The sequence below is a fragment of the Stenotrophomonas sp. KH_029 genome (genome assembly GCF_057839765.1).
In genome coordinates, this window is the sequence record NZ_CM174498.1 from 2843601 (window position 1) to 2867586 (window position 23986).

25 protein-coding genes and 1 tRNA gene are annotated in these 23986 nt (G+C 66.9%); 9 read left to right on the forward strand and 17 right to left on the reverse strand.

The features are described from left to right. Positions 1 to 88: 88 nt before the first annotated feature. Positions 89 to 574: a GNAT family N-acetyltransferase gene (locus tag AC3ITM_RS12895; protein ID WP_489265502.1), complete on the reverse strand. Its 486-nt coding sequence runs from the start codon at positions 572 to 574 to the stop codon at positions 89 to 91. An 87-nt stretch (positions 575 to 661) separates the two neighbouring features. On the opposite strand from AC3ITM_RS12895, the gene AC3ITM_RS12900 reads away from it, so the two are divergent. Continuing rightward, on the forward strand, positions 662 to 1141 hold the full coding sequence (locus AC3ITM_RS12900; protein ID WP_489265504.1) for a hypothetical protein: 480 nt from the start codon (positions 662 to 664) through the stop codon (positions 1139 to 1141). Between the two features lie 341 nt (positions 1142 to 1482). Here the strand turns inward: AC3ITM_RS12900 and panB are convergent, their stop codons facing one another. From panB to AC3ITM_RS12915, 3 genes are all read right to left on the reverse strand, one after another. Then, positions 1483 to 2334 carry a 3-methyl-2-oxobutanoate hydroxymethyltransferase gene (gene panB, locus AC3ITM_RS12905; RefSeq protein ID WP_489265505.1) on the reverse strand — a complete coding sequence of 284 codons (852 nt, stop codon included), beginning with the start codon at positions 2332 to 2334 and terminating at the stop codon, positions 1483 to 1485. 105 nt (positions 2335 to 2439) lie between these two features. Continuing rightward, positions 2440 to 2751 (reverse strand): hypothetical protein, encoded by a 312-nt coding sequence (locus AC3ITM_RS12910; RefSeq protein ID WP_228884409.1) that lies wholly within the window; start codon positions 2749 to 2751, stop codon positions 2440 to 2442. Positions 2752 to 2802: 51 nt separating this feature from the next. Beyond that, on the reverse strand, positions 2803 to 3798 hold the full coding sequence (locus tag AC3ITM_RS12915; RefSeq protein ID WP_489265507.1) for an alpha/beta hydrolase: 996 nt from the start codon (positions 3796 to 3798) through the stop codon (positions 2803 to 2805). Positions 3799 to 3885: 87 nt separating this feature from the next. Here AC3ITM_RS12915 and AC3ITM_RS12920 point away from each other — a divergent pair, with 87 nt between their 5' ends. From AC3ITM_RS12920 to AC3ITM_RS12930, 3 genes are all read left to right on the forward strand, one after another. Further along, the gene (locus AC3ITM_RS12920) at positions 3886 to 4557 is read left to right on the forward strand and encodes an ArsR/SmtB family transcription factor (protein ID WP_489265509.1); all 672 of its coding nucleotides are present in this window, start codon (positions 3886 to 3888) and stop codon (positions 4555 to 4557) included. A gap of 755 nt (positions 4558 to 5312) precedes the next feature. Beyond that, positions 5313 to 7202: an autotransporter family protein gene (locus AC3ITM_RS12925; RefSeq protein WP_489265510.1), complete on the forward strand. Its 1890-nt coding sequence runs from the start codon at positions 5313 to 5315 to the stop codon at positions 7200 to 7202. 311 nt (positions 7203 to 7513) lie between these two features. Continuing rightward, positions 7514 to 7834 carry a hypothetical protein gene (locus AC3ITM_RS12930; protein ID WP_489265511.1) on the forward strand — a complete coding sequence of 107 codons (321 nt, stop codon included), beginning with the start codon at positions 7514 to 7516 and terminating at the stop codon, positions 7832 to 7834. A 231-nt stretch (positions 7835 to 8065) separates the two neighbouring features. On the opposite strand, the gene AC3ITM_RS12935 is transcribed toward AC3ITM_RS12930, so the two are convergent. From AC3ITM_RS12935 to thrS, 9 genes are all read right to left on the reverse strand, one after another. Beyond that, a tRNA-Pro gene (locus AC3ITM_RS12935) sits at positions 8066 to 8142 on the reverse strand. A gap of 67 nt (positions 8143 to 8209) precedes the next feature. Further along, complete coding sequence (locus AC3ITM_RS12940) at positions 8210 to 8566, reverse strand: MerR family transcriptional regulator (protein ID WP_038687283.1); 357 nt, start codon at positions 8564 to 8566, stop codon at positions 8210 to 8212. Further along, positions 8547 to 8846, reverse strand: coding sequence for an integration host factor subunit alpha (locus AC3ITM_RS12945; RefSeq protein ID WP_005410432.1), 300 nt, complete (start codon positions 8844 to 8846; stop codon positions 8547 to 8549). Before AC3ITM_RS12945 ends, AC3ITM_RS12940 begins: the two co-directional genes overlap by 20 nt. A gap of 26 nt (positions 8847 to 8872) precedes the next feature. Beyond that, on the reverse strand, positions 8873 to 11254 hold the full coding sequence (gene pheT / locus AC3ITM_RS12950) for a phenylalanine--tRNA ligase subunit beta (RefSeq protein ID WP_489265521.1): 2382 nt from the start codon (positions 11252 to 11254) through the stop codon (positions 8873 to 8875). Positions 11255 to 11331: 77 nt separating this feature from the next. After that, positions 11332 to 12327, reverse strand: a complete 996-nt coding sequence (locus AC3ITM_RS12955; RefSeq protein WP_489265523.1) for a phenylalanine--tRNA ligase subunit alpha — start codon at positions 12325 to 12327, stop codon at positions 11332 to 11334. A gap of 192 nt (positions 12328 to 12519) precedes the next feature. Then, entirely contained in the window at positions 12520 to 12879 is a 360-nt protein-coding gene (rplT, locus tag AC3ITM_RS12960; RefSeq protein WP_017355264.1) for a 50S ribosomal protein L20, read from the reverse strand. A gap of 10 nt (positions 12880 to 12889) precedes the next feature. Further along, a complete protein-coding gene (gene rpmI, locus AC3ITM_RS12965; protein ID WP_017355265.1) occupies positions 12890 to 13087 on the reverse strand; it encodes a 50S ribosomal protein L35 in 198 nt (65 codons plus the stop codon). Positions 13088 to 13553: 466 nt separating this feature from the next. Beyond that, positions 13554 to 14093, reverse strand: a complete 540-nt coding sequence (infC, locus tag AC3ITM_RS12970; protein ID WP_228884516.1) for a translation initiation factor IF-3 — start codon at positions 14091 to 14093, stop codon at positions 13554 to 13556. Positions 14094 to 14141: 48 nt separating this feature from the next. After that, the gene (gene thrS / locus AC3ITM_RS12975) at positions 14142 to 16046 is read right to left on the reverse strand and encodes a threonine--tRNA ligase (RefSeq protein WP_489265526.1); all 1905 of its coding nucleotides are present in this window, start codon (positions 16044 to 16046) and stop codon (positions 14142 to 14144) included. A gap of 393 nt (positions 16047 to 16439) precedes the next feature. Between thrS and AC3ITM_RS12980 the strand changes: the two genes are divergently transcribed. From AC3ITM_RS12980 to AC3ITM_RS12995, 4 genes are all read left to right on the forward strand, one after another. Beyond that, a complete protein-coding gene (locus tag AC3ITM_RS12980) occupies positions 16440 to 16739 on the forward strand; it encodes a hypothetical protein (protein WP_489265528.1) in 300 nt (99 codons plus the stop codon). Beyond that, positions 16739 to 17002: a hypothetical protein gene (locus AC3ITM_RS12985; RefSeq protein WP_489265530.1), complete on the forward strand. Its 264-nt coding sequence runs from the start codon at positions 16739 to 16741 to the stop codon at positions 17000 to 17002. The genes AC3ITM_RS12980 and AC3ITM_RS12985 overlap by 1 nt, the downstream gene beginning before the upstream one ends. A gap of 10 nt (positions 17003 to 17012) precedes the next feature. After that, positions 17013 to 18593, forward strand: coding sequence for a PepSY-associated TM helix domain-containing protein (locus tag AC3ITM_RS12990; protein ID WP_489265531.1), 1581 nt, complete (start codon positions 17013 to 17015; stop codon positions 18591 to 18593). A 96-nt stretch (positions 18594 to 18689) separates the two neighbouring features. Continuing rightward, positions 18690 to 19073 carry a VOC family protein gene (locus tag AC3ITM_RS12995; RefSeq protein WP_489270104.1) on the forward strand — a complete coding sequence of 128 codons (384 nt, stop codon included), beginning with the start codon at positions 18690 to 18692 and terminating at the stop codon, positions 19071 to 19073. Here the strand turns inward: AC3ITM_RS12995 and AC3ITM_RS13000 are convergent. The 4 genes from AC3ITM_RS13000 to AC3ITM_RS13015 all read right to left on the reverse strand — a co-directional run bounded on the left by AC3ITM_RS13000 (position 19061) and on the right by AC3ITM_RS13015 (position 22558). Continuing rightward, on the reverse strand, positions 19061 to 20245 hold the full coding sequence (locus AC3ITM_RS13000) for a glycoside hydrolase family 18 protein (protein ID WP_489265532.1): 1185 nt from the start codon (positions 20243 to 20245) through the stop codon (positions 19061 to 19063). The two genes, AC3ITM_RS12995 and AC3ITM_RS13000, sit on opposite strands and share 13 nt — an antisense overlap. Positions 20246 to 20553: 308 nt before the next feature. Beyond that, positions 20554 to 21477, reverse strand: a complete 924-nt coding sequence (locus AC3ITM_RS13005) for an alpha/beta fold hydrolase (protein WP_489265534.1) — start codon at positions 21475 to 21477, stop codon at positions 20554 to 20556. Positions 21478 to 21532: 55 nt separating this feature from the next. Beyond that, positions 21533 to 22129, reverse strand: coding sequence for a DUF2239 family protein (locus AC3ITM_RS13010; protein ID WP_489265536.1), 597 nt, complete (start codon positions 22127 to 22129; stop codon positions 21533 to 21535). 78 nt (positions 22130 to 22207) lie between these two features. Next, the gene (locus AC3ITM_RS13015; RefSeq protein ID WP_489265538.1) at positions 22208 to 22558 is read right to left on the reverse strand and encodes a GIY-YIG nuclease family protein; all 351 of its coding nucleotides are present in this window, start codon (positions 22556 to 22558) and stop codon (positions 22208 to 22210) included. Positions 22559 to 22888: 330 nt separating this feature from the next. Here AC3ITM_RS13015 and AC3ITM_RS13020 point away from each other — a divergent pair, with 330 nt between their 5' ends. Next, positions 22889 to 23923, forward strand: a complete 1035-nt coding sequence (locus AC3ITM_RS13020; RefSeq protein ID WP_489265539.1) for a tetratricopeptide repeat protein — start codon at positions 22889 to 22891, stop codon at positions 23921 to 23923. Positions 23924 to 23986 lie beyond the last annotated feature (63 nt).

The window sequence follows — 23986 nt, forward strand, 5'->3', positions numbered from 1 at the left end:
GGGATGACTGTCAGGCCCCTACGCTAGCGATGGCACCGTCGCGCGCCCGTGAGCGCAGTGCGGCGGAAGCGTGAAGCTGCCGCGTCGCTTATGCCGCCAACAGCCGCGGGCGCTGCATCGGCTGGTAGACCAGCCCGGCTGCTTCGGCAACCGGGCCGGTACAGTCGAATCCATAGCGTTGATAGGCCGGCACCGAGTTCAGCGATGCGCTTACCGTCACCTCTGGTGCGCGTGCATGGGCAAGCAGTGCCTCCATCAGCGCGCGGCCCACGCCCTGCCGCTGGCAATTAGGAGCGACGAACAACAGCCCCACATGCCGACCCTGCCTGAGCTCGGCGACGCCGTAAAGCGTGCCGTCCCGATCGAACACCCACATCCCATTGTCCAGCGTCATCCGCTGCGCGAACGCTGCCTGGGCTGCCACCGCGGCGAACGTGGCGATCCCCTGCGCCGACAGCGATGGGGCCACCGCGTGCGTGAAAGCGTCCATGCACAGTGCGCTGGCCGCAGGCAGATCGCCGGCACGCAAAGGCCTGATCATGCTGTTTCTCCTGGTGTTGAATGCACGACGCATCCGAACATCGACTGTATCGCTATGGGACACGCCGCGACAACGCGGCATGGATCTGTTGAGATTGCTGCCCGTCTCCACGCACCGGCCATGCCTTACCTGCGCGACACCCCATGCAACAAACTTTCCTGGCCAAAGCGCCTGCTGCGCATCGCCACCGATGTCGCACTGCTTGCCGCCGCGTCGATCGGCTACGCCGGCGCCCTGACCGCAACGATCCGCACCGGACACCTGGGCTGGCAACTGCCCTCGCTGCCGTATACCTACGAACGCAGCGATCTGTTGCTGCACGCGGTGTTCGCCGCGGCCGCGGTGCTGGCGGCCCTGCTGCTGGTCGATCGGCTGTCGCCGGTGCGCCGCGCGCCATGGCGGGGCGATGGCGTGTTCGCACTGGCCGTGCTGCTGGTGATCCGGATTGGGCCACCGGATGCACGCGTGTTCGGCGACACCTGGACGGCCTGGGAAGTCACCCATGCACTGTTCCTGCAGCAATGGCCGCTGCTGCTGACCCTCACCGTCGCTGCGGTCGGCCTGCGCCGGCTGGCCCGCGCCCTGCCCCTGCTGCGGTAGTGCCGGCCGGCTCCCACCGAATCCGCAGTGCCCGCCCCTGCCGAAGCCCCACGCGACGCGAAAAACCCTTGTTCCAGAAGGGTTTGCGGCGATGGCCGGCAGCGCGGTCAGGCAGACCTCACGTCGCTGACTGCATTTAAATTGTGATGATTGCCTCAAATTCACGCATTCGTCACAATCGGGGCGTCCACCTAGCCAGCCCACGCCCATGCGCGCGCTCCTGCACAAGCAACACCCCGCCCTGCTCAAGGTCTATTTCCTGGCCTGCTACGCGGTTCTGATCGAGGAAGTGGTGCGCGCCATCGGCTAGGACGGCCGGGCAACGCACCACCCACATCGCCTCACGACGCGAAGGAATGTTCCGGCGTGGGGAACTGGCCTGCCTCGACCTCCGCAGCGAAGTCGCGCGCGGCCTTGTGCAGCAGGCCGTGCATATCGGCGTACTGCTTGACGAAGCGCGGCAGCGGCCCGCTGCGCAGCCCGGCCATGTCCTGCCACACCAGCACCTGCGCATCGCAATCGATGCCCGCGCCGATGCCGACCGTGGGCACCGACACAGCGGCGGTGATCCGCGCGGCCACCTCGGCCGGCACCATTTCGATCAACACCGCAAACGCGCCGGCCGCTTCCAGCGCGCGCGCCGCTTGCACCAGCTTGGCACCGCCATCACCACGTCCCTGCACACGGAAGCCGCCCAGCTGGTGCTCCGATTGCGGGGTGAAGCCGATATGCGCCATCACCGGAATGCCGCACTCCACCAGCTTGCGCACCTGCGGCACCATCTCGATGCCGCCTTCCAGCTTGACCGCATGCGCGCCGCCTTCCTTCATGAAACGCGCCGCGGTATGGAAGCACTGCTCCGGCGAGGCCTGGTAGGAGCCGAACGGCAGGTCGGCAATCACCAGCGGGCGCCGCGTGCAACGGCTGACCGCGCGCACCAGCGGCATCAGCTCGTCCACCGTCACCGGCAGCAGGCTGTCGTTGCCGAACACGTTGTTGGACGCCGAATCGCCGATCAGCAGTACCGGGATGCCGGCATCTTCGAAGATCGCCGCGGTGTACATGTCATAGGCGGTCAACATCGCCCACTTCTCGCCGCGTTCCTTCATCTGCTGCAGATGCGGAATGCGCACGCGCTTGGCCTGGCCCAGCGGACTGGTGGGGTTCGCGTAGGGCGGCAGTTGTTCGCTCACGTCAGATCCTTGTTGCATGTGGGGGGATCAGATCGTAGTGGTTCGGCAGCGTCCCGAACACCATCGGCCGCGCGACGCCGTCGGCGATCCGGGTGACCGCATGCGTCAGGCCTGGCTGACCAGTTTCTGCGCCACGTCCTTGATCAACCCGGTGATTTCATTGGCCAGCCGGCGGCTGTCGGTGATCGAGCCGAAGAAGCGGATCGTGCGCCCGTCGATCTCCACCCCGGCTAGGCCCAGCTCACCCTTCAACGCGCCCACGTGCAGGTCGAATACCTGCAGCCATTGCGCCGACGGCTCCACATCGAGCATCGCGATGATCGCTTCGTCCTGGGCATGGTCCACCTGCGCATGCAGGTCGGGCACATCGAACCCGAGCAGGCGCGGGGCATTGGGATCGACCGAGGGCGTGTTCATGGCGGCATGGTAGCCCGGAAGCGACCGTGGAAGTGCGGCGCGCCGCCTGGCTCAATCCCCCTGCAGGAAACCGCGCACAGCCGCCCACAACGCCAGGCGCCGCGGCTGCAGATGCAGCCAGTGGTTGCCACCGGAAATCTTGACGTCGCGCTTGTCCGAACAACCACGCAGGTCGGCGTACAGGCGCCGGGCATCGTCATCGGTGGTGACATGGTCCCATTCGCCGCGGACGATCAGCACCGGTGCCCGGATCCTGGCGCTGTCCACCAGCGAGCGTCCCGCCCAGCAGGCGGCAACATCGGCGGCCGGTCCATTCGGGATCCGCGCCGACGCCGGCGTTCTTTGCCCGGCCGTCGGGTCGCTGGCCAGATACGCGCTGCACCAGCGATCAAGCTCGGCAGCATCGACCGGGGTGGGCACATGATCGGGAATGCCGGTGCGCTGCCGCGGCCGCTGCGCATCGGCATCCATCAACGTCCATGCATCGTGCGGGCCGGCGCTGCCGGCCGCTCCTTCACGCGGCACCAGCGGGCCGAACAGCACCAGCCGCGATATCGCGTCCGGATTGTCGATGACCGCGCGTTGCGCCGGCAGCGTGCCCCAGGAATGGGCGAGCAGATGGATGCGCACGTTCGGCCGTTCGCGCCGTATATGCGCCAGTGCCGCGGCAATCTGCGCGGCCGCCATTTCGCTCCGGCCGAACGGCGGCGCCGCCGCTGCCGGCGCGGAAAACACCGCCGGGCGTGCCGAGCCGCCATAGCCGGCGAAGTCCAGCGCCCAGGCATCGAAACCGGCACGCTGCAGGTCATCCATCCACGACACCCCGTGCATCTTCCAGCCCACCGCCAATGCACTGGGGAAGGTGGCGCCATGCACGTACAGCACCACCTCGCCGGCCGCCGGCTGGCGATGCAGGGCCAGCGGCAACAACTCGCCCTGATGGCGCCACGGCAAGCGGATGGCCTGCGCCGTGCGCAACGGCGACGGGCGGCTATTACCGGCGCCGATCATGCCGGCCCCCAGCGCAAGCCCGGAACAGGCGAGCATCGTTCTGCGTTTCATTCGTACACCGGTATGGGCAATGGTGCAGTGTCCGTCTTGCCGATCACCTGATGCTTCGGCCAGTATCGAAGCATGACCGCCCTGCCTCCCATCGCCAGCATTGCCCGCCTGATCGGCGATCCCACCCGTGCGCGGATGCTGTCGGCGTTGATGGATGGCCGCAGCAGGACCGCCGGCGAACTGGCCCGGGAAGCCAGCGTGACCCCGCAGACCGGCAGCGCCCACCTGGCCAAGCTGATCGATGGCGGCCTGCTGGCGATCCAGAAGCAGGGCCGGCACCATTACCACCGGCTGGCCAATGCCGACGTGGCGCATGCACTGGAAGCCCTGCTCAACCTGTCGGCGCCGCCGCATCCGGCCCATCGCCTGGGGCCGGCAGACGCAGGCTTGCGACGCGCGCGGGTCTGCTATGACCATCTGGCCGGCGAAATCGCGGTGCAGTTGACCCAGCATTGGCACGATCGGGGCTGGATCCTCGACGACGCCGGCGCATGGCAGCTGACCCCGACCGGATGCGAGGGGCTTCGGGCACTGGGCATCGCCCTGCCCGACCCGGCCCTGCGCCGCCCTGCGCTGCGTGCCTGCATGGACTGGAGCGAACGGCGCTTTCATCTGGCCGGCCAACTGGGCATGGCCGTACTGCAGGCGATGCGTGACCAGGATCTGCTCCGCCCGGTACCGGGTTCGCGCGTGTTGACGCCCACCGCGCAGGGCGAGGCTGTGTTGGCGGCTTGGCTCAGGTAGCCCCCTACGACCACGTTCTTCACCAATCGCTCACAAGATGAGGGCGAGCCTTCGCCCATCGTCGGGCGGCCGCTGAAGAGACTCGCCATCCCTGCACGGGCAGCTGAAGAGAGCCCCACCGGTAAAGGTGAATCTGGAATATCTCGTATTTGTTGTATGGCGAGGCCGATAGGTAGCTCCTATCCTTCTCCGCAATCAGTGCCTCCTCGCCGGTCGCATGCCCAGCTGCCCTGGCGACGAATACGTCCCTTCTTGAACAGGCCACTCCGATGAATGCTCTCCCTTCTGTTGCCTCACGCCGCAATTTGCCCCGCCATGGAATCCTCCGCCGCTCATTGCTGGCGGGTGCGATCGCCGTATGCGGCATGACGGCCGGAGCGCGGGCCGCCGTCGTGCCAGTTGACGGTGAACATACCGTCGTTCCAGGCGATGCAGCGGAGGAATGGCAGGTGCGCGAGGGGGGCACGCTTCGCGTGATCACAGGTGCCCAGACATTGGGAATATCTACGGAAACTGGCTCAACTGTATTTCTCGACGGTGCCCGTGTGGACGGCGGCTCAACCTCCTATGGCGTTTGGGCGGTTGACTCCAACGTGGACATCCGCAACAGCGATATTCGCAGCGATTACGCCGCCGGCATACAAACCGGCGCCGTGATGGGCCAGTTCAACGCTAGCTCCGTCGTCACGATAAGCGACTCGACAATCTCCGGAATGGAAAGCGGCGTCAATGCGACAGGCGGCGGGAGCATTAGCATGGTCCGCACCAAGGTCAACGGTGCCGATCTGAACAGGTATCCCGTTGGTGATCCCCGCAACGGCGGCATCGGCGCTGCCGTTATCGCCGGCTCGGTGCAGATCGCCGACCGCAGCGAGGTGCGCGGCGATCGGACCGGGGCGCTGTTGAACCTCTGGACGGCCGGCGGCACAACCAATGGCGGCAGCACGCTGCTGGTCGACAACTCGCTGGTGGAAGGACGCACCGGCAGTGCCATCCACGTTGCCCAGACCAGCGAAGCGATGACTGCCGATATCACCATCCAGAACAACGCGCAGCTGATCGGCGGCAACGGCCGCGTGCTGGAAGTGACCGGCGGCGCCACCGCCAACTTCAATGTGCTGGGCAGCACCCTGCGCGGCGATATCGTCAACGACGTCACGTCCACCACCAATGTCACCCTCGGCAACAGCGCCAGCATCACCGGCGTGTTCACCAACGTCAGCGCGGCCACCTTGGCCAGTGGCGGCCGTTGGCAGCTGGCTGGCGATTCGGATGTGGGCGCGCTCACCCTCAACAGCGGCGGCACCGTCGCGTTGGGCAACGGCACCGCCTTCAACACCCTCACCGTGCGTGGTGATTACACCGGTGCCGGCGGCACCCTGCTGTTCAACACCGTGCTCGGCGATGACGTCTCGCGCAGCGACAAACTGGTCATTGCCGGCAGCACCAGCGGCCAGACCAACGTGGCGGTCAACAACGTCGGGGGTGTCGGTGCGCAGACCGTCAACGGCATCGAACTGATCCAGGTCGGCGGTGCCTCCGATGGCGTGTTCACCCTCGCCGGCCGTGCGGTGGGTGGCCAGTACGAGTACTTCCTGCATAAGGGCAGCGCCGCTGCAGCCGGCAACTGGTATCTGCGCTCGGAGCTTCCCACCGCGCCCGATCCGTGCGTGGTCGATCCCAGTCTGCCGGCATGCCAACCGCCAGTGCCGGTGCTGCGCCCGGAGCCCGGTGCCTATCTGGCCAACCAGGCCGCCGCCACGCAGATGTTCAGCATGCAACTGCACGACCGCAGCGGCGGCATCGCACGCGGTGGCTCAGAGCGTGGCGCTTGGGCACGCATGAGCCGCAACCAGGCCGACTATGGCGTGGTCGGCGACCAGCTCCAAGTCAATGGCGACAGCTCGGTGCTGCAGGTGGGTACCGACCTGCTCCGCTGGGGCGGCGACAGCCGTGGCCAGTTCGGCGTCATGCTCGGCAGCGGGCGCGCCAACAACACGGTAACCTCGCGCCTGACCGGTTATAGCGCCAAGGGCAAGGTCGACGGCCAGGCCATTGGCCTCTACGCCAGCTGGCTGCAGGATCCGGCACAGACCACCGGTCTGTATGTAGACGGCTGGGTGCAGTACGCACAGTTCAGGAACACCGTGCAAGGCGATGCGCTGGCCCGCGAACGCTACGACAGCGACGCAACCTCGGCCTCTGTCGAGGCCGGCTACGGCTTCCAGGTACTGGACAGCGCCCGCACCGCGCTGTTTGTGGAGCCGCAGTTGCAGCTGACCCATACCGACTTCAGCGCCGACCGCCATGTCGAACGCAATGGCACGGTCATCGACGGTAGCGATGCCGGCGGCCTGACCAGCCGCGTGGGCGTACGTCTGTTCGGCCATGCCAATAGTGCGGTCGGCAACCGCGTGCAGCCGTTCGCGGCGCTCAACTGGATCCATGGCGCTGACGACAACAGCCTGCGTTTCGATGGCGAGCGCATGCAAGGCGGCGTGCCACAGGACCGCTACGAAGCCAAGGCCGGTGCCGCGCTGCAGCTCGGCCAACGCTGGACGGCGTGGGGCGATATGGGTGTACAGAAGGGCCAGGGCGGGTATCGCAATGTGGCCGTGCAGCTTGGGCTGCGTGCGAGCTGGTAAGTGCATTGCATCCGGACGCCGCGCCCTGGCACGGCGTCCGCTGATCGCTGCACTGCGAATGCGGCGCTGCGCTGTCTTGAGCTGCGCCATTGACGCCAGGGCCTCCCGCCCAGGCGACCGGGCCGTGGCCGGTTCAGCGTCGGGAAGCCGTTGGCACAACCTCGCTGCGAGCGTCCAGAACACCACCCCATAACGCCAACTGGCGCATACTGGCCCCCAGCGGCCCCATCGCGGGGCGGCAATCAGGCAGCGGCCTGGCATGCATCCATGTCGAGCCCCATGCAGAGGGTGCAGCAATGCCGGACACCGGTATGTTCCATCTGTTCGAGGTGTGCTGCCATCCCCTGCGGGACGCTGGCGCGGCCTATCCGGAAATCGAATTCATCCGCGCGCAGTGCCACGGCTGCGGCGCCATTTTCAAGGCCACCCAGCCGCCGGTTCTGGAAACCATCGAGGGCGGGGGCGCGGTACTGAGCTGCCCCAGCTGCAGCGCGCGCCAGGCGGTCGCCGGCGCCCGTTTCGCCGAATACATGGCGCGCTTTCCCAGCGGCAACTGCGAAACGTACCGGGCGGCTGCATCGAATGCCGCATCCGCGCAGGATGCGCCTTTCAGCGCAGGCGTTGGCGACTAGACCAGCGCGATGCAGGCAGCTGCAGCGGCACGCATGCCCCTAGGTCGCGTGCGCCTGGTGGCGGCGCCGCCAGATCCGGGCGTGGCTCGAAACTACATGGCGCTTGCATTGCGAGTCCGAGCATCGCTCGGACCTACCCGGCGCTTGTCGACGTTGGCTTCCTGCCGGGCTGACGCCCAACGAAAAAGGGCCCGCGCATCGCTGCACAAGCCCTTGATCTGTTGCCAACAATGGTCGGGACGGCCGGATTTGAACCGACGACCCTCTGCCCCCCAGGCAGATGCGCTACCAGGCTGCGCTACGCCCCGATGATGCTGGCACTGTCCCCGCCTTGCAGCGGGCCGACGAGTATAACGGGTTTGAAGGCGAAATGGTTCAGCGACGGAGCAATTGCAGTACTTCTTCCAGCTCCATCCGCGTCTGCTTGATGATCTGGTTGCTCAGCGTGGATTCGTCGCGGGCACCGGCACCTTCCAGGCGCAGGCGCGCCCCGCCGATGGTGTAGCCCTGTTCGTAGAGCAGACCGCGGATCTGGCGCACCATCAGCACGTCGTGGCGCTGGTAGTAGCGGCGGTTGCCGCGGCGCTTGGCCGGCTCCAGGCTGGGGAACTCGGTTTCCCAGTAGCGCAGCACGTGCGGTTTGACATCGCACAGTTCGCTGACCTCACCGATGGTGAAGTAGCGCTTGGCCGGTATCGGCGGAAGTTCGCGGTTACTGCCCGGATCCAGCATATGCCTCCACCCTTTCCTTGAGCTTCTGGCCCGGACGGAAGGTGACCACCGTACGGGCGGAAATCGGTATTTCCTCGCCGGTCTTGGGATTGCGGCCCGGGCGCTGGTTCTTGCGCCGCAGGTCGAAATTGCCGAAGCCCGACAGCTTGACCTGACGTCCCTGTTCCAACGCTTCCCGCAACACATCGAAGAACGCGTCGACAAATTCCTTGGCTTCGCGCTTGTTCAGACCGACTTCGTCGAACAGCTTTTCGGCCATCTCAGCCTTGGTCAATGCCATTGCCTGCTACCCCCAATGCTTCCCGCTCAACCGCGGATCCGGGCGTGGTGATCACGCTCCATCGCAGCGACCGCCTCGGCCACTACCGCATCCACGTCGCGGTCCGTCAGAGTGCGCGACTTGTCCTGCAAAATCAAGCCCATAGCCAAACTCTTGAAGCCCGGCTCGACGCCCTGGCCGACATACCGGTCGAACAGGGTGACCTGGCGCAGCAGCGGGCCGACGGCCCGGCGCAGGGTCGTTTCCAGGTCGGCCCAGGCGGCCGCTTCGGGGACCAGGAAGGCCAGGTCGCGGCGCACCGAGGGGTAGCGCGACAGCTCGCTGGCCCGCGGTATGGCGCGTGCGGCCAGCGGGGCCAGGTCCAGCTCGAAGGCGAATACGTCCACGTCGATGTCCATGGCCTTGGCCAGGCGCGGGTGGAGCTGGCCGATCCAGCCCAGGCTGGCGCCGTCGCGCAGCACCTCGGCCGAACGCGCCGGGTGCCCGTAGGGGCGCTGGGAGGGCTGGAATTCCAGCACCGCGCCCGACGCGGCCGCCAGCGACTCCAGGTCGCCCTTGAGGTCGTGGAAATCGACCTTGCGGGTCGCCAGGCCCCATTGCTGGGGGTCGGCGTCGCCGCAGACGGCGGCGGCCACGCGCTGGGTTTCCAGCGGCGCCGGCTGGCCGTCCCCGGCCTGCGGGTGGAACACCCGGCCCAGCTCGAACAGGCGTACCCGGCCGAGCTGGCGCGCGGCATTGCGGCCCAGCGTGGCGACCAGGCCCGGCAGCAGCGATGGGCGCATCACCGCCAGTTCGGCCGACAGCGGGTTGGCCAGGGCCACCACGTCCTGGTGCAGCTGCCACTGGCCGAGCAGGCCGGCATCGACGAAGGCGTAGTTGAGGGTTTCCTGCAGGTCGCGGGCGACCAGCTGGCGGCGCACGCTCCGCTCATCCAGCGCGGTTTCGCTGGGCATGGCGATGCGCGAGGCGCCGCCGGGCAGCGTGGTCGGAATGCGCTCGTAGCCGTGGATGCGCGCCAGTTCCTCGATCAGGTCTTCTTCGATGGCGATGTCGAAGCGGCGGCTGGGCGCGGTGACCTGCCAGCCGTCGGCGCTGGCGGCCACGTCCATGCCCAGCGCGCGCAGCATGCGCTCCACGTCGGCATCCTTGATCTGGATGCCGAGCACGCGGGCGATCCGCGCGCGGCGCAGGGCGATCGGCGCGGTTACCGACAGGTCGGCCGGACGTACCGCCTCGGTCAGCGGCGACGGCGTGCCGCCGGCCAGGTCCAGCACCAGCCGGGTGGCGTACTCGATCGCGGTGCGCGGCAGCGCCGGGTCCACACCACGCTCGAAGCGGTGGCCGGCATCGGTATGCAGGCCCAGCTTGCGGCCACGGCCCATGATCGCGGCAGGCGCGAAGTGGGCGGCCTCCAGGAACACCGCGGTGGTGTCGTCGGTGACGCGGGTATCGAAGCCACCCATCAGGCCGGCCAGCGCGACCGGGCGGTCGGCGTCGGTGACCAGCAGGAAGCTGTCGTCCAGCACCACGTCACGGCCATCGAGCAGTTTCAGGGTTTCGCCGGCGCGCGAATGGCGCACGCCGATGCTGCCCTGCAGGGTGCCCAGGTCGAAGGCATGCATCGGCTGGCCCAGTTCCAGCATCACGTACTGGGTGATGTCCACCAGCAGCGACACCGGGCGCACGCCGCTGCGGCGCAGGCGCTCGGCCATCCACAGCGGGGTGGGCGCGCGCGCGTTGATGCCCTCGATGACGCGGCCGACGTAGCGCGGTGCATCGGCCCCGGCGGCCAGGTCGATGCTCAGCTCGCGAGCCCCCACCGCCGGCACCGGCTCGGCATGGAACGGCACCACTTCGCTGGCGCACGCGGCAGCCACGTCGAAGGCGATGCCGCGGATGCTGAAACAGTCGGCGCGGTTGGGGGTCAGCTTGATCTCGATGCTGGCGTCGGGCAGGCCCAGGTACTCCACCAGCGGCTGGCCGACCGGGGCGTCGTCGGGCAGTTCGAACAGGCCCGAGGCGTCGCTGTCCAGGCCCAGCTCCTTGGCCGAGCACAGCATGCCGTTGGAGTCCACGCCGCGCAGCTTGGCCGGCTTGATCTTCAGCTCGCCGATCTGCGCACCAATCAGCGCCAGCGGCGCCACCAGGCCCGGGCGCGCGTTGGGCGCGCCGCAGACGATCTGCAGGTGCTCGCCGTGGCCGGCGTCGACCTGGCAGATCTGCAGGCGGTCGGCCTCGGGATGGCGCTGCGCCGAAACGATGCGCGCCACCACCACGTGGTCCAGGCCCGCGCCGAGCGCGGTGACCTCTTCCACTTCCAGGCCGATGGCGGTCAGCACCGCGCCAAGTTCATCGCGCGAGACCGAGGTGGGAACGTGGCTGCGCAGCCAGTTTTCAGAGAATTTCATGGTGTCACCCTGGTGGGCCGGCGCAGGCGCCTGGCCGTGATGATGCGTTCTGCGTCACAGCCGGGCAGCGCCCGGCGTTACGCGAATTGTTTCAGGAATCGCACGTCGTTCTCGAAGAACGCGCGCAGGTCGTTGACGCCATAGCGCAGCATCGCAAACCGTTCCACGCCCATGCCGAAGGCAAAGCCGGTGTAGCGCTCCGGGTCGATGCCCACGCTGCGCAGCACGTTGGGGTGGACCATGCCGCAGCCCAGCACTTCCAGCCAGCGGGTGCTGCCGTCGGGCTGCTGCCAGGCGATGTCCACTTCCGCGCCGGGTTCGACGAAGGGGAAGTAGCTGGGGCGGAAGCGCATGTCGAAATCGCGCTCGAAGAACGCGCGCACGAACTCGGCCAGCGTGCCCTTGAGGTCGGCGAAGGTGGAATGCTCGTCGACCAGCAGGCCTTCGACCTGGTGGAACATCGGCGAGTGGGTCTGGTCGCTGTCGCTGCGGTAGACCTTGCCGGCGGCGATCATGCGCAGCGGCGGGGCGTGCTCGCCCATGTAGCGCACCTGCACCCCGGAGGTATGCGTGCGCAGCAGGCGGCCGTCGCCGAAATAGAAGGTGTCGTGCATCGCGCGCGCCGGGTGGTGCGGCGGGAAGTTCAGGGCTTCGAAGTTGTGCCAGTCGTCTTCGATTTCCGGGCCTTCGGACAGCTCGTAGCCGAGGCGGCCGAAGATCTCGGTGATGCGCTCCAGGGTACGGGTGACCGGGTGCAGGCCGGCGCGCTCGGCGCGGCGTCCAGGCAGGGTGATGTCGATCGCTTCGGCGGCCAGGCGCGCGTCCAGCGCAGCGTCTTCCAGCACCGCCTTGCGCTGCGCCAGCGCGCTGGTCAGCGCGTCGCGGGCAAGATTGATGGCTTCGCCGGCGGCCTTGCGCTCATCGGCGGGCAGGCCACCGAGCTGCTTGAGCTGGGCGGTGATGCTGCCGTTCTTGCCGAGCAGGGCCACGCGCAGGGCTTCCAGCGCGTCGGGGCTGCCGGCGGCGGCCACATCGGCCAGGGCCTGGGTGGTCAGGGATTGGATGTCACTCATGGATAGCCGGGGCCTCGCGTCGGTGTGCCATCGCGATGCGCGCCGGGCCGACCCCCGTCGCCACCGCTGTCGGGTCGCCGGCACCGCGTGCCTGCGCCTCCACAAAAAAGAATGGGGAAGGACTTGCGCCCTTCCCCATGCATTGCCTTACCCACTGCCGTTGCGCGCGAACGGCAACCGCAGGGGTGGGACTTATGCCGCCAGTGCGCCCTTGGCCTTTTCGGCCAGTGCAGCAAAACCGGCTGCGTCGTGCACGGCGATGTCAGCCAGCACCTTGCGGTCCAGGGTGATGCCGGACTTGAGCAGGCCATTCATGAAACGGCTGTAGCTCAGGCCGTTGATGCGGGCAGCCGCGTTGATGCGGGTGATCCACAGCGAACGGAAATTACGCTTCTTCTGCTTACGACCGATGTAGGCGTACTGCTGTGCCTTGATCACGGCCTGCTTGGCAACGCGGAACACCTTGCGGCGAGCGTTGTAGTAACCCTTTGCCAGGGTCAGAATCTTCTTGTGGCGGCGACGCGCCTGTACGCCACGCTTTACTCGTGCCATGGGTCAGTCCTCAGAGGTAGGGAAGCATACGGTTCAAACGGCCTGCGTCTTCTGCACGAACATGGTTCGTCTGACGCAGATTGCGCTTCCGCTTGGTCGACTTCTTCGTGAGGATGTGGCTACGGTTGGCATGGCCAGCCTTGAACTTGCCGGAGGCGGTCTTGCGGAAACGCTTGGCCGCCGCCCGGTTGGTCTTGATCTTGGGCATTGCAATGTCCTTGATGATGTTTTGTCACTGACCAGGGCGGCAGCTTTCGCCACACTTTCCGTCCATGCCCTTGCCTGCTTGTAAGCCCGGGATCCCCGATGGGAACCAGGCCGGTCCTGTTGCTGGTAAAACAGCGCGCCAGTGGCTGGCGGGTAACCGTTCAAAACAGCGCCCCGAAAAACGGGGCCGCCCATTATGCCTGTGCAACCAGTCAGTTGCAAATGCTTGATCGGGCTCCGGTTTGGCCGGTGGGCCAGCCGCCGGCGCGGCCACTGCGGCGCCGGGCCTCGACATTCCTGAACGGACATCGTGCCCGGCCGGCGCGCGGGCCAGGCCGCGCGCGCAGCACAACGACAGAAGGCGCCAGACGGCGCCCGTGCCGGTCGCGCGCATCGGAAGCAATCGGCGCCGGCGGTGTCTGCAGCCGGGCATGGCCCGGCTCCACCCCGCGGGACCCGACGGCCGGTTACTTCTTCTTCGGCGCGATCATCATCACCATCTGCCGGCCTTCCAGGCGCGGACGGGACTCGATCACGATGTCCTCACCCAGATCGGCTTCGATCCGGCTGGCCATTTCGCGACCCAGCTCCTGATGGCTCATTTCACGACCACGGAAGCGGATGTTGACCTTGATCTTGTCGCCCTCTTCCAGGAAACCGCGCATCTTGCGCAGCTTGATCTGGTAGTCGCCTTCATCGGTGACCGGGCGGAATTTCACTTCCTTGATCTCGACCTGCTTGGTCTTCTTCTTGGCCTCGTTGGCCTTCTTCTGCGCTTCGAACTTGAACTTGCCGAAGTCCATGATCTTGCACACCGGCGGATCAGCCTGCGGCTGAATCTCGACCAGGTCCAGACCTTCGTCTTCGGCCATCGACAGCGCTTCGTCACGCGTCAACACACCAATCATTTCACCGTCGCTGCCGATCACGCGTACGCGCGGCACCCGGATTTCCTGATTCTTGCGGTTCTGTTTGTTGTCAGGGGTACTGATATTGCAATCTCCCAGAGGAATCAAACCGGCCCTGAGCGGATCATCCGCAGGGCCGGGACTTTCTTACACGGACTGTTCTGCCTGCAACCGCTCGATGAAGGCCTGGACGGACATGCTGCCCAGGTCTTCACCCGAGCGCGTACGCACGGCCACGGCGCCATTTTCCTTCTCACGGTCGCCAACCACCAGCAGGTACGGGACCCGCTGCAGCGTATGCTCGCGAATCTTATAACCGATCTTCTCGTTGCGCAAATCGGCGTTTACCCGGAACCCTTGATCTGCAAGGGTTTTCCTGACGTCCTTCACGTATTCAGCCTGGGCGTCGGTGATGTTGGCCACCACCACCTGGGTCGGGGCCAGCCAGGACGGGAAGGAGCCGGCGTGGTGTTCGATCAGGATACCGATGAAACGCTCCATCGAGCCGACGATGGCCCGGTGCAGCATGACCGGGTGCTTCTTCTGGCTGTTTTCGTCCACGTACTCGGCGCCGAGGCGGCCGGGCATCATGAAATCGACCTGCATGGTGCCCAGCTGCCAGGTACGGCCGATGGCGTCCTTGAGGTGGTACTCGATCTTCGGGCCGTAGAAGGCGCCCTCGCCCGGCAGTTCCTGCCATTCCACGCCACAGCTGCCCAGCGCCGCGCGCAGCGCGCCTTCGGCCTTGTCCCAGGTGGCGTCATCGCCCAGGCGCTGTTCCGGGCGCAGCGCGATCTTGATCTGGATGTCCTCGAAACCAAAGGTGGTGTAGACCGCCAGCGCCTGCTGGTGGAACGCCGTCACTTCCGCTTCGATCTGCGACTCGGTGCAGAACACGTGGCCGTCGTCCTGGGTGAAGCCGCGCACGCGCAGGATGCCGTGCAGCGCACCGGAGGGCTCATTGCGGTGGCACGAACCGAACTCGCCGTAGCGGATCGGCAGGTCGCGGTAGCTGTGCAGGCCCTGGTTGAACACCTGGATGTGGCCCGGGCAGTTCATCGGTTTCAGCGCATAGGTGCCCTTCTCCGATTCGGTGAAGAACATGTTGTCCTTGAAGTTGTCCCAGTGCCCGGACTGCTTCCACAGCGCCACGTCCAGCACCTGCGGGCAGCGCACTTCGCCGTAGCCGGTCTTGCGGTACACGCCCCGCATGTACTGCTCCACCACCTGCCACAGCGCCCAGCCCTTGGGGTGCCAGAACACCATGCCCGGCGCCTCTTCCTGCAGGTGGAACAGTTCCTGCTGCTTGCCGATGCGGCGGTGGTCGCGCATTTCGGCTTCTTCGATGCGCTTGATATAGGCCTCAAGCTGCTTCTTGTCGGCCCAGGCGGTGCCGTAGATGCGCTGCAGCTGCTCGTTCTTGGCATCGCCGCGCCAGTACGCGCCGGAAATGCGGGTCAGCTTGAAGGCCTTGAGGAAGCGCGTGTTGGGCACGTGCGGGCCGCGGCACATGTCCACGTATTCCTGATGGTAGTACATGCCCATGGCCTGGATGTCGGCCGGCATGTCCTCGATCAGGCGCAGCTTGTAGTCCTCGCCACGGGCCTTGAAGATCTCGATGACCTCCGCGCGCGGGGTGACCTTCTTGATCACGTCGTAGTCCTGCGTGATCAGCTCGCCCATGCGCTTTTCGATGGCGGCCAGGTCCTCGGGGGTGAACGGGCGCTCGGAATGGATGTCGTAGTAGAAGCCTTCGGCGATGACCGGGCCGATCACCATCTTCACATCCGGGTACAGCTGCTTGACCGCATGGCCGACCAGGTGGGCGCAGGAGTGGCGGATGATCTCCACGCCCTCCTCGTCCTTGGCGGTGATGATGCGCAGGCGGGCATCGTGGTCGATCACGTCACTGGCATCGACCAGCACGCCGTCGACCGAACCGGCGATGGTGGCCTTGGCCAGGCCGGCGCCGATCGACTGGGCGACGTCCATGACGCTGACGGGGTTTTCGAACTCACGGCGGCTGCCGTCGGGGAGCGTGATCGCAATCATGACTGGGCTTTTTCTGGTGGGCCTGCAACGCAGGCCGGGGAATCGAATGGGACGCGGTGGGCAGCGGCGCCGGGGCGGCCGGCCATAAAAAAAGCGCCACGAAGGCGCCTGCAGGGGCCGTCGGGAGCGTTCAGCAATGGGCGGTGGTAGTGCTCATGTCGCACGCTGGGCCGGCGCGGGGCGCGGGCCACCTTGTTGCCTTGATGGGGATGGGGTGATCTTAAACCAAAGCCCGGCTTTTTTCTCCCGCCCGCACCGTGCCATCGCCTGAACGGGCCACTGTGGCGGAGCAAAACCGCAATGCTTACCATGCGCAACACGCCGGACGCGTGCCGGCAACACCTCCCCCGAAGGATCTGCGATGGCTCCCGCTGTCCCTGCCACCTGCGCCCCGTGCTGAGTTCCACCACCCTGGGCCTGCTGTACTGCGGCACCGCCGGCACCGCCTCGGCGTTCTCCGCGCTGGCCTTCTATGCCGCCTCGCCCCACTGCCGCTGGCCGCGCCTGCGCCGCGCCGGGCGGCTGGGCCGGCAGATCGGGCTGGTCGCCGCGGCCACCTCGCTGTGGCTGTGGATGGGCCAGCTGGGCCTGGCCACCGGGCTGTGCGTGACCCTGTGCGGCTGGATGCTGACCGCGCTGCTGCTGCCCTACCTGGCGGCATGGACGCGGCCGGACGGCGGGGATCGGCACTGATGTGGGCCCGTGCCTCGGCCGCGCTGCTGGCCGGCTTCCTGCTCGCCGCCGCGGTGACCGGCCTGGTCGCCTGGCTGCCGCCGGGCCCCTGGCAACGCGCGATCGTGCCCAGCCTGGTCGCCTTCGTCCCGCTGTGGATGCTGGCCGCGCTGTGGGCGTTCAGTTTCCGCGGCGGCCTGCGCGCATGGGCCTGGCTGGGCGGCAGCGCGCTGGCCGGGTTCGTGCTGCTGTGGCTGCTGCGCGCCATGCACTGGGTGCAGTGAAGGAGCTTCGATGAAATTCAGTTCGCTGACGCTGCGTACGTTCACCACGCTGCATACCTGGGTCGGCCTGGTGGCCGGCTTCGCGCTGTTCGTGGCGTTCTATGCCGGCGCGATCACCGTGTTCCACCACGACCTGCCGCTGTGGCAGTCGCCGCACGCAATGGAGCAGCCGGCGCAGACCCTGGACGATGCCCAGCGCCTGCTCGACGGCGTGCTGGCCCGGCATCCGCAGGCGCGCGCGCATGTCGGCATGACCTTCCCCGGCGCTGAGACTCCGCAGTCGGTGGCCTACTGGCAGGACGCCAAGGGCACCTGGCAGTTCGCCTGGGCCGACCAGTTCGACGGCAGCCCCACCCCGCCCCAGGCCGGGCTGGCCGAGCTGGTCAACGAACTGCATTACACCCTGGGCCTGCCGGTGGCCGGGGTCTACCTGATGGGCGTGGTCAGCCTGCTGTATGGGCTGGCGCTGCTGTCCGGGCTGGTGATCCACCTGCCCAGGCTGATGGGCGATCTGTTCGCGCTGCGCCCGGGCCGCAACCTCAAGCAGATGTGGCAGGACGCGCACAACGTGGTCGGCGTGCTCAGCCTGCCGTTCCACCTGCTGTTTGCGGTGACCGGGGCGCTGCTGTGCCTGGTGTTGCTGCAGATGGCCGCGCTCAACCCGCTGATCTACGACGGCAAGCTGCTGCAGGCACTGCCGGCGGCGATGGATACCGCGCCGATCCGCGCCGCAGCCGGCGAGCCGGTGCGCCCGGGCAGCCTGGCGATGCTGCACGCCCGTTCGATCGCGGTGGCCAACGAGCTGGGCCAGGCGCGCTTCGAGCCGGCCTATCTGAAACTGGCCAACGCCGGCGATGCCAACGCGGTGATCGAGATCACCGGCGGCGGCGGGGTGTCGCTGGGCCCGCTGGGTGCGGTGGCGCTGGACGCCAATACCGGCGAAGTGCTGCACACCCAGCTGCCCGGCAAGCGCGATGCCAACCACGCCACCCTGGCAACGGCGTATGCGCTGCATTTCGGCGAGTACGGCAATGCGCTGGTGCCATGGCTGTACTTCGCGCTCGGCCTGGGCGGGGCGTTCCTGTTCTATTCGGGCAACCTGCTGTGGATCGAATCGCGGCGCAAGCGCCGCCAGCAGACGCAGGGCCGCGTCCAGATCAACATGGCGCGGGCCACGGTGGGGGTCTGCATCGGCCTGTGCGTGGCGGTATCGGCCGCCTTCGTCAGCGTGCAACTGCTGGAACACCTGGCCCCGGCACACGCCGATGCCGGCATGCGCTGGGCCTGCTTCCTGGTCTGGGGCGGCTGCGCCCTGTGGGCGGCGCTGCGCGCGCCGTGGCAGGCCGCACGCGAGCTGCTGTGGGCTGCGGCGGTGAGCACCGCGCTGATTCCATTGGTGCATGGCGCGATGAGCGGGCTGTGGTTGTGGACCAGCGCGCAACGCGGCTACTGGCCGCTGTTCTGGGTGGATGGCGTGGCCCTGGCGATGGCGATCGGGTTTGGCGCGATGGCCCGAGCCAGCAGCCGGCGGGCACTGCATGGCGAGCCCAACAGCGTGTGGTCGCGCCCGGCGGAAACAACAATTCCCTGACCGGCGGTGCGTGATCCCGCGCCGCCGGTCACCGCGCTACCTCCGCCGCGGGCGTAAAGTGCCTTCTCCCCGCCTTCGCGCACGACCATGACCGACCTGCACATCGAGCGCCTGGACCACCTGGTGCTGACCGTCGCCGACATCGGCACCACCTGCGACTTCTATCACCGCGTACTGGGCATGGCCGTGGAAACCTTCGGCGGCGGGCGTACCGCCCTGCGTTTCGGGCTGCAGAAGATCAACCTGCACGCCGTGGGCCGCGAATTCGAGCCCAAGGCCCGGCGCCCCACGCCCGGCTCGGCGGACCTGTGCCTGGTCACCTACGCAACGATGGAAGAGATCCTCGCCCACCTGCAGGCACAGCAGGTGACCGTCGAACAGGGCCCGGTGCAGCGCACCGGCGCCACCGGGCCGATCCTGTCGGTGTACTTCCGCGACCCCGACCACAACCTGGTCGAAATCGCGCGTTACCTGGACTGAGGCAGGAACGGCGCGGCCATCGCCTGCAGCAGGCTGGCCTGCGGGTCGTCGCCGGTCAGTTCCCAGGTGAACACGCCACGCAGCTGCCGGGCCTTGGCGAACTCCGCACGCAGGCCGATCGAGGCCGGGTCTTCGTAGCTGATGAAGACGCGCTCGGCCGGGTTGTACAGCCATGGCGCCTGGGCCACTGGATGCCAATGCCGCTGCCAGCCGGGCTGGTCCAGGAATTCGGTGCGGATGCGGCGCCAGTCGCCGGCGTCGAACGGGGCGCTGTAGGGCTGGTACAGGCCATCGTTGGCGGCGGGGGTGACGCGGAAGCCGCGCCCGTAGAACGGCACGCCGAGCACCAGCTTGTCGGCCGGCACGCCGTGCTGCAGGTAGTAGGCCACCGCGCCGGCAACGTTGTTCCAGCGCCGCAGCGACCGGTCCAGCGGGTCGGTGGGCACCTCGTGCAGCGGCGCATTGAAGGTGGACACCGTGGAGAAGCCGGTGCCCATGTCGTAGCTCATCAGGTTGATGAAATCGAGCCGTTCGCCCAGTTCCTTCAGCTCGTAGCTGCGCGCAGGATCATAGGGGCCATCGGTCTGCACGCGCCCGGCCGGCAGCGCGGCGGTGAGCAGCAGGTGCTGGTTGCGCGCCTTGCCGACCATATCCAGCTGACGGCGGAATTCCTGCACCAGCAGGGTCATGTTGCGGCGGTCTTCGGGGCGGTCGGTGATCCCGGTGGGGCCGCCATAGACCGGGAATTCCCAGTCGATATCCACGCCGTCGAAACTGCCGCGGTGCTGGTCGAAGAACAGCGCCACGCAGGAGGCGACAAAGCGCGTGCGGCTGTCGGCGCTGAGCGCGGCATCGGAGAAACCGCCGGCGTTCCAGCCACCGATGGAAATCAGCGTGTGCAGCTGCGGATGCTCGCGTTTGAGCGTGGCCAACGCCTTGAAGTGGGCGCCGGCCTGTGCGTCCACCACGCAGCGTCCCTGGTCGATGGTGGCGAATGCATAGAACAGATGGGTCAGCGTATCGGCCGGAATCGAGGCCACCGGATAACGCTCGGCCGAACCGCCGGGATAGTAGGCACCGATCACCTTGGCCGGCGGTTCGGCCGCAGGCGCAGCAAGCGGCACCACGCCGGCCAGCAGCACGGCAATCACAGTCATGGTCTGGCGGAACATGGAATCTCCCCGATCAAAGGCGAGGCCACGTTAGCAGACATGCAAGGCGCCGAAGCCGAAGTCCTGCAAACCTGTCCGGCGGACACGGGCAGCCCTGTCGCAGGGTCACAACGGACACCGGCATGACCTGCATGACGGCCATGCACGCGCCAACAAAGCGCATGCCCAGCCGCGCATCCAGGGCAGGCCGGCCAACGGTGACCGGGCTCCACTATCGACGCCCACCGAAAAGACCGGCGGCGCCTTGCAACCTGTTGGTGAATCCCTGCCGCGCCCAAGCCACTACGCCATCGGCGTCCCTGCGCGGCCTATAGCCTGGGGTCTTGTCGGCGCGCCGTCCTGTCTATCGCATCGGCCATGGTCTGATACAGCGCGGGCGGAAGATCGTGCCCCATCCCCTCGATCTGCATGAACTCGGCGCCGCGAATGGAGGCAGCCGTATCCCTGCCGCACTCCAGGGGTATCAAGGGATCCTCGGTGCCGTGCACGACCAGGGCCGGAGCGACGATCCGCGCAAGCCGTGAGCGGATGTCGCCGGTTGCCGCGATCGCAGCGATCTGCCTGCCGAATGCAGCCGGCTCATAGGCACGCCGGGTTTCTTCCAGGACCAGCCGCCGATGTGCATCCGCATTGAAAGGATAGCCGGGGCTGGCGATGCGCCGGGCAAAGGCAAGACTGTGCTCCAGAAAGCCCGCTTCGTCCTCGCGTGGGTCTGGCGCGCGCCTGGTCAGCATGCCCATGACATCCGGCGCAGCAGAAGGAAGGCCCGGGTTCCCGGTACTGGACATGATGGACGTCAGTGACAGGATGCGTTCGGGGTGCGCACTGGACATCAGTTGGGCAATCATCCCGCCCATTGATCGTCCGACGACATGTGCCCGGTCGATGCACAACGCATCCAGCACCCCGATCGCATCCCCGACCATATCGTCGAGCGTGTAAGGCACCTCCGGCCTGCGGCCGGCTGCGATCGCGCTCGCCAACGCCGCGAAGTCCGGCGGCGTGACGCCGGTGAAGTGCGTCGAATGGCCGGCGTCGCGGTTGTCGAACCGAATGACTCGAAACCCTTTTTCCACCAGCACTGCACAGAAGGACGCCGGCCAGCGGAGCATTTGCGAGCCGAGGCCCGAGATCAAAAGAAGGGCGCTGGCATCTTCGCGACCATAGCTTTCACAGCTGACGGTGATGCCATTTGCCTCAATGAATTTCAGCACGTCGTTCCTTTCAAACATGACGCCATCACGCTGGGCAGGAGGCCGATGAGGGGCATCCTGATCGCAGGCGGGGCTAATCGCTCGATGCCATCTGCAGAGCATGCTCGCGTATATCGCAAGGCCAGGCGGTCATCAGCGCTTGAAGCGCGATCAGGTCATTGGCGAAAAGTGCCCGCGTCGCCTCTTCAAATCCGGGCAGATCACCTGCCATGGCAAGCATGAAGTGATAGGCCCGCTCATGTGCCTTGCGCACCCTGTCTTTCCCGCTGCTGGCTCGCCGCGCTTCTTCGACCAGCTTTCGCAACACCACCGAGGCTCCGCCGGGTTGCTCGGCAAGCCACTCCCAGTGGCGCGGAAGCAAGGTCACCTCGCGTGGCACCACGCCCAGTTTGGGGCGGCCACGGCCTCTGCGTTCGGCGGGCGCCGATGCATCGTTCTGAACAGCGGGCTCCACTGCAATGGCGGCCAGCCGTGCGACAACCACCGCCTCTGATCCTCGCGTATCCACGTCGACCGAACGGCCGGTCGTGTCGTCGAAGATCAGCATCGGGCCGGCCGACCCACGCTCGCGCGCCCGTTTGACTGCCAGGGCGTTCGCCTGCAGAGACCCCGTTGCGATGCGTCGGTGCGCATCGAAGCTTGTGTAGCGGGCTGGAACTGATTCACTCATGGCGGCGTGTGCTCGTGGTGATGGGCGCAAGGCGGTGGGCTTTCCCTGTGCACGTGTCCGCCACAGGGCAAAACACGCTCAGCGGTAGGAAGCGGGCGAGCCAAGCGGCACTTTCTCGCACCAGGCTGCCATACAGTTGTCCAGTTCGGAGGCGTAATCGAAGCCCGGCTCTGGACGTTGCCGGAGTTGTTCGATGATTTCAAACGCGAACTGGTCCTCTCCGAGCAAACGCCAATCGGCCATCAAGGCCCGATTCCGGTGAACGCCTTGACGCAGTTCCAGTCGATGGCGATTCAATGCGCCGTTCAAATTGGTGCTCTGCCCTATCAGCTGCCTGCCCGTCGTCTTGTTCCTGATGGAAAAAATTCCCATGGAAGGGAACGAGAGCTTGTACCTGTTGACCAGCTCCTTTCGCTTCATCTTGTCCATCCAGCTGTCCTTGCGTCTGAGGTATCGCGTTGGCTCTTGAAGACCAGGACCGAGGCGGCATTCCTGATTCCCTGGTTCAAACAGCGATCGGGCGGTGACCTTGGCGGGCTTTTGCGCAGTGCGTGATTAAATAATACCCGGGTATAAATAAGGGTGTCAATAAAACCCGGGTATAAATCTACCCGCGACTGCCGCCCGGCAACGCTGGAACGGACGCGTTGTTGCCCGGCCTTCAATGTGACGGCGGCACGCCCACGGTCGTCCCCACCCCACGATGCGCATGCCCTGCGTGGTGCATGCCCTGGGTGGCGGAGTAAGGTGTGCGCACATTTGCTGCCCCTGCCCGACATGACCGACCTGACCGACACGCCCGATGCCGCTGACGACGACGCGCGGGATGCGCTCCACGCACGCGCCTATGCCGCCTTCGACCAGGGTGACCTGCATACGGCCAGCGCGCTGTTCGGCAAGCTGGCCGAGCACGCCCCGGAAGTCCCCTATCTGCATTACATGCGCGGCCTGGCCCACAAGTACCTGCGCGATTGGCCGGCCTCGCTGCAGCACAACCTGCGCGCGCAGGCGCTGTCCGCGAACCTGGACCAGGGCGCGGCCTGGAACGCCGGCATCGCCGCCACCGCGCTGGGCGACTGGGCCCAGGCGCGGCGGCAATGGGCGCAGTGCGGCATCACCCTCCCCGATGGCGATGGCCCGATCGAACACGACTTCGGGATGATCAGCGTCCGCCTCAATCCGTGGGCCGAGGGCGAGACGGTGTTCGCACGACGCATCGACGTGGTGCGTGCACGCCTGTTGAACGTACCGTTGCCCGAATCGGGCCATCGCCTGTTCGACATCGTGCTGCACGACGGTGCCAAGACCGGCGAGCGCGCGCTCGACGATGGCACGGTGCCGGTGTTCAACGCATTGCAGATCCTGCAACGCTCGGACCACCGCACCTACGTGGCGTTCATCCGCTGCCCGTCGGCCGATGACCTGGACCAGCTGCAGCAGGCAGAGCTGCCCGGCATCGGCTACGTGGAGGACTGGACCGCATCGATCGTCTCGCTGTGCCTGCGCTGCAGCTACGGCGTGGCGCACGCCCAGGATGATGGCGACAGCGATGGCGCGCACGACCAGGGTGCGGCCAGCAATGACGACTGGCAGGTGGAGCGCAACCTGGGCATCGGCGCGCAGGGCAAGGCGGCGGTGGAACGGCTGCTGGCCAACTGGGTGGCCGCAGGGCCCGGGCGCAGCGTGGACGCGATCGAGTGCCCGGCATGCGAGGAGCGCGCACCGCAAGACGGCACGGTGTGGTGGCGTGGCCCTGGCGACGACGACGCGCAAGGCGACGCCGAGGAGGCATAGCGCCACAACGAAAAAGCGGGCCGAAGCCCGCTTTTTCTGTTTGCCTGGAAGCGCAATGACCAA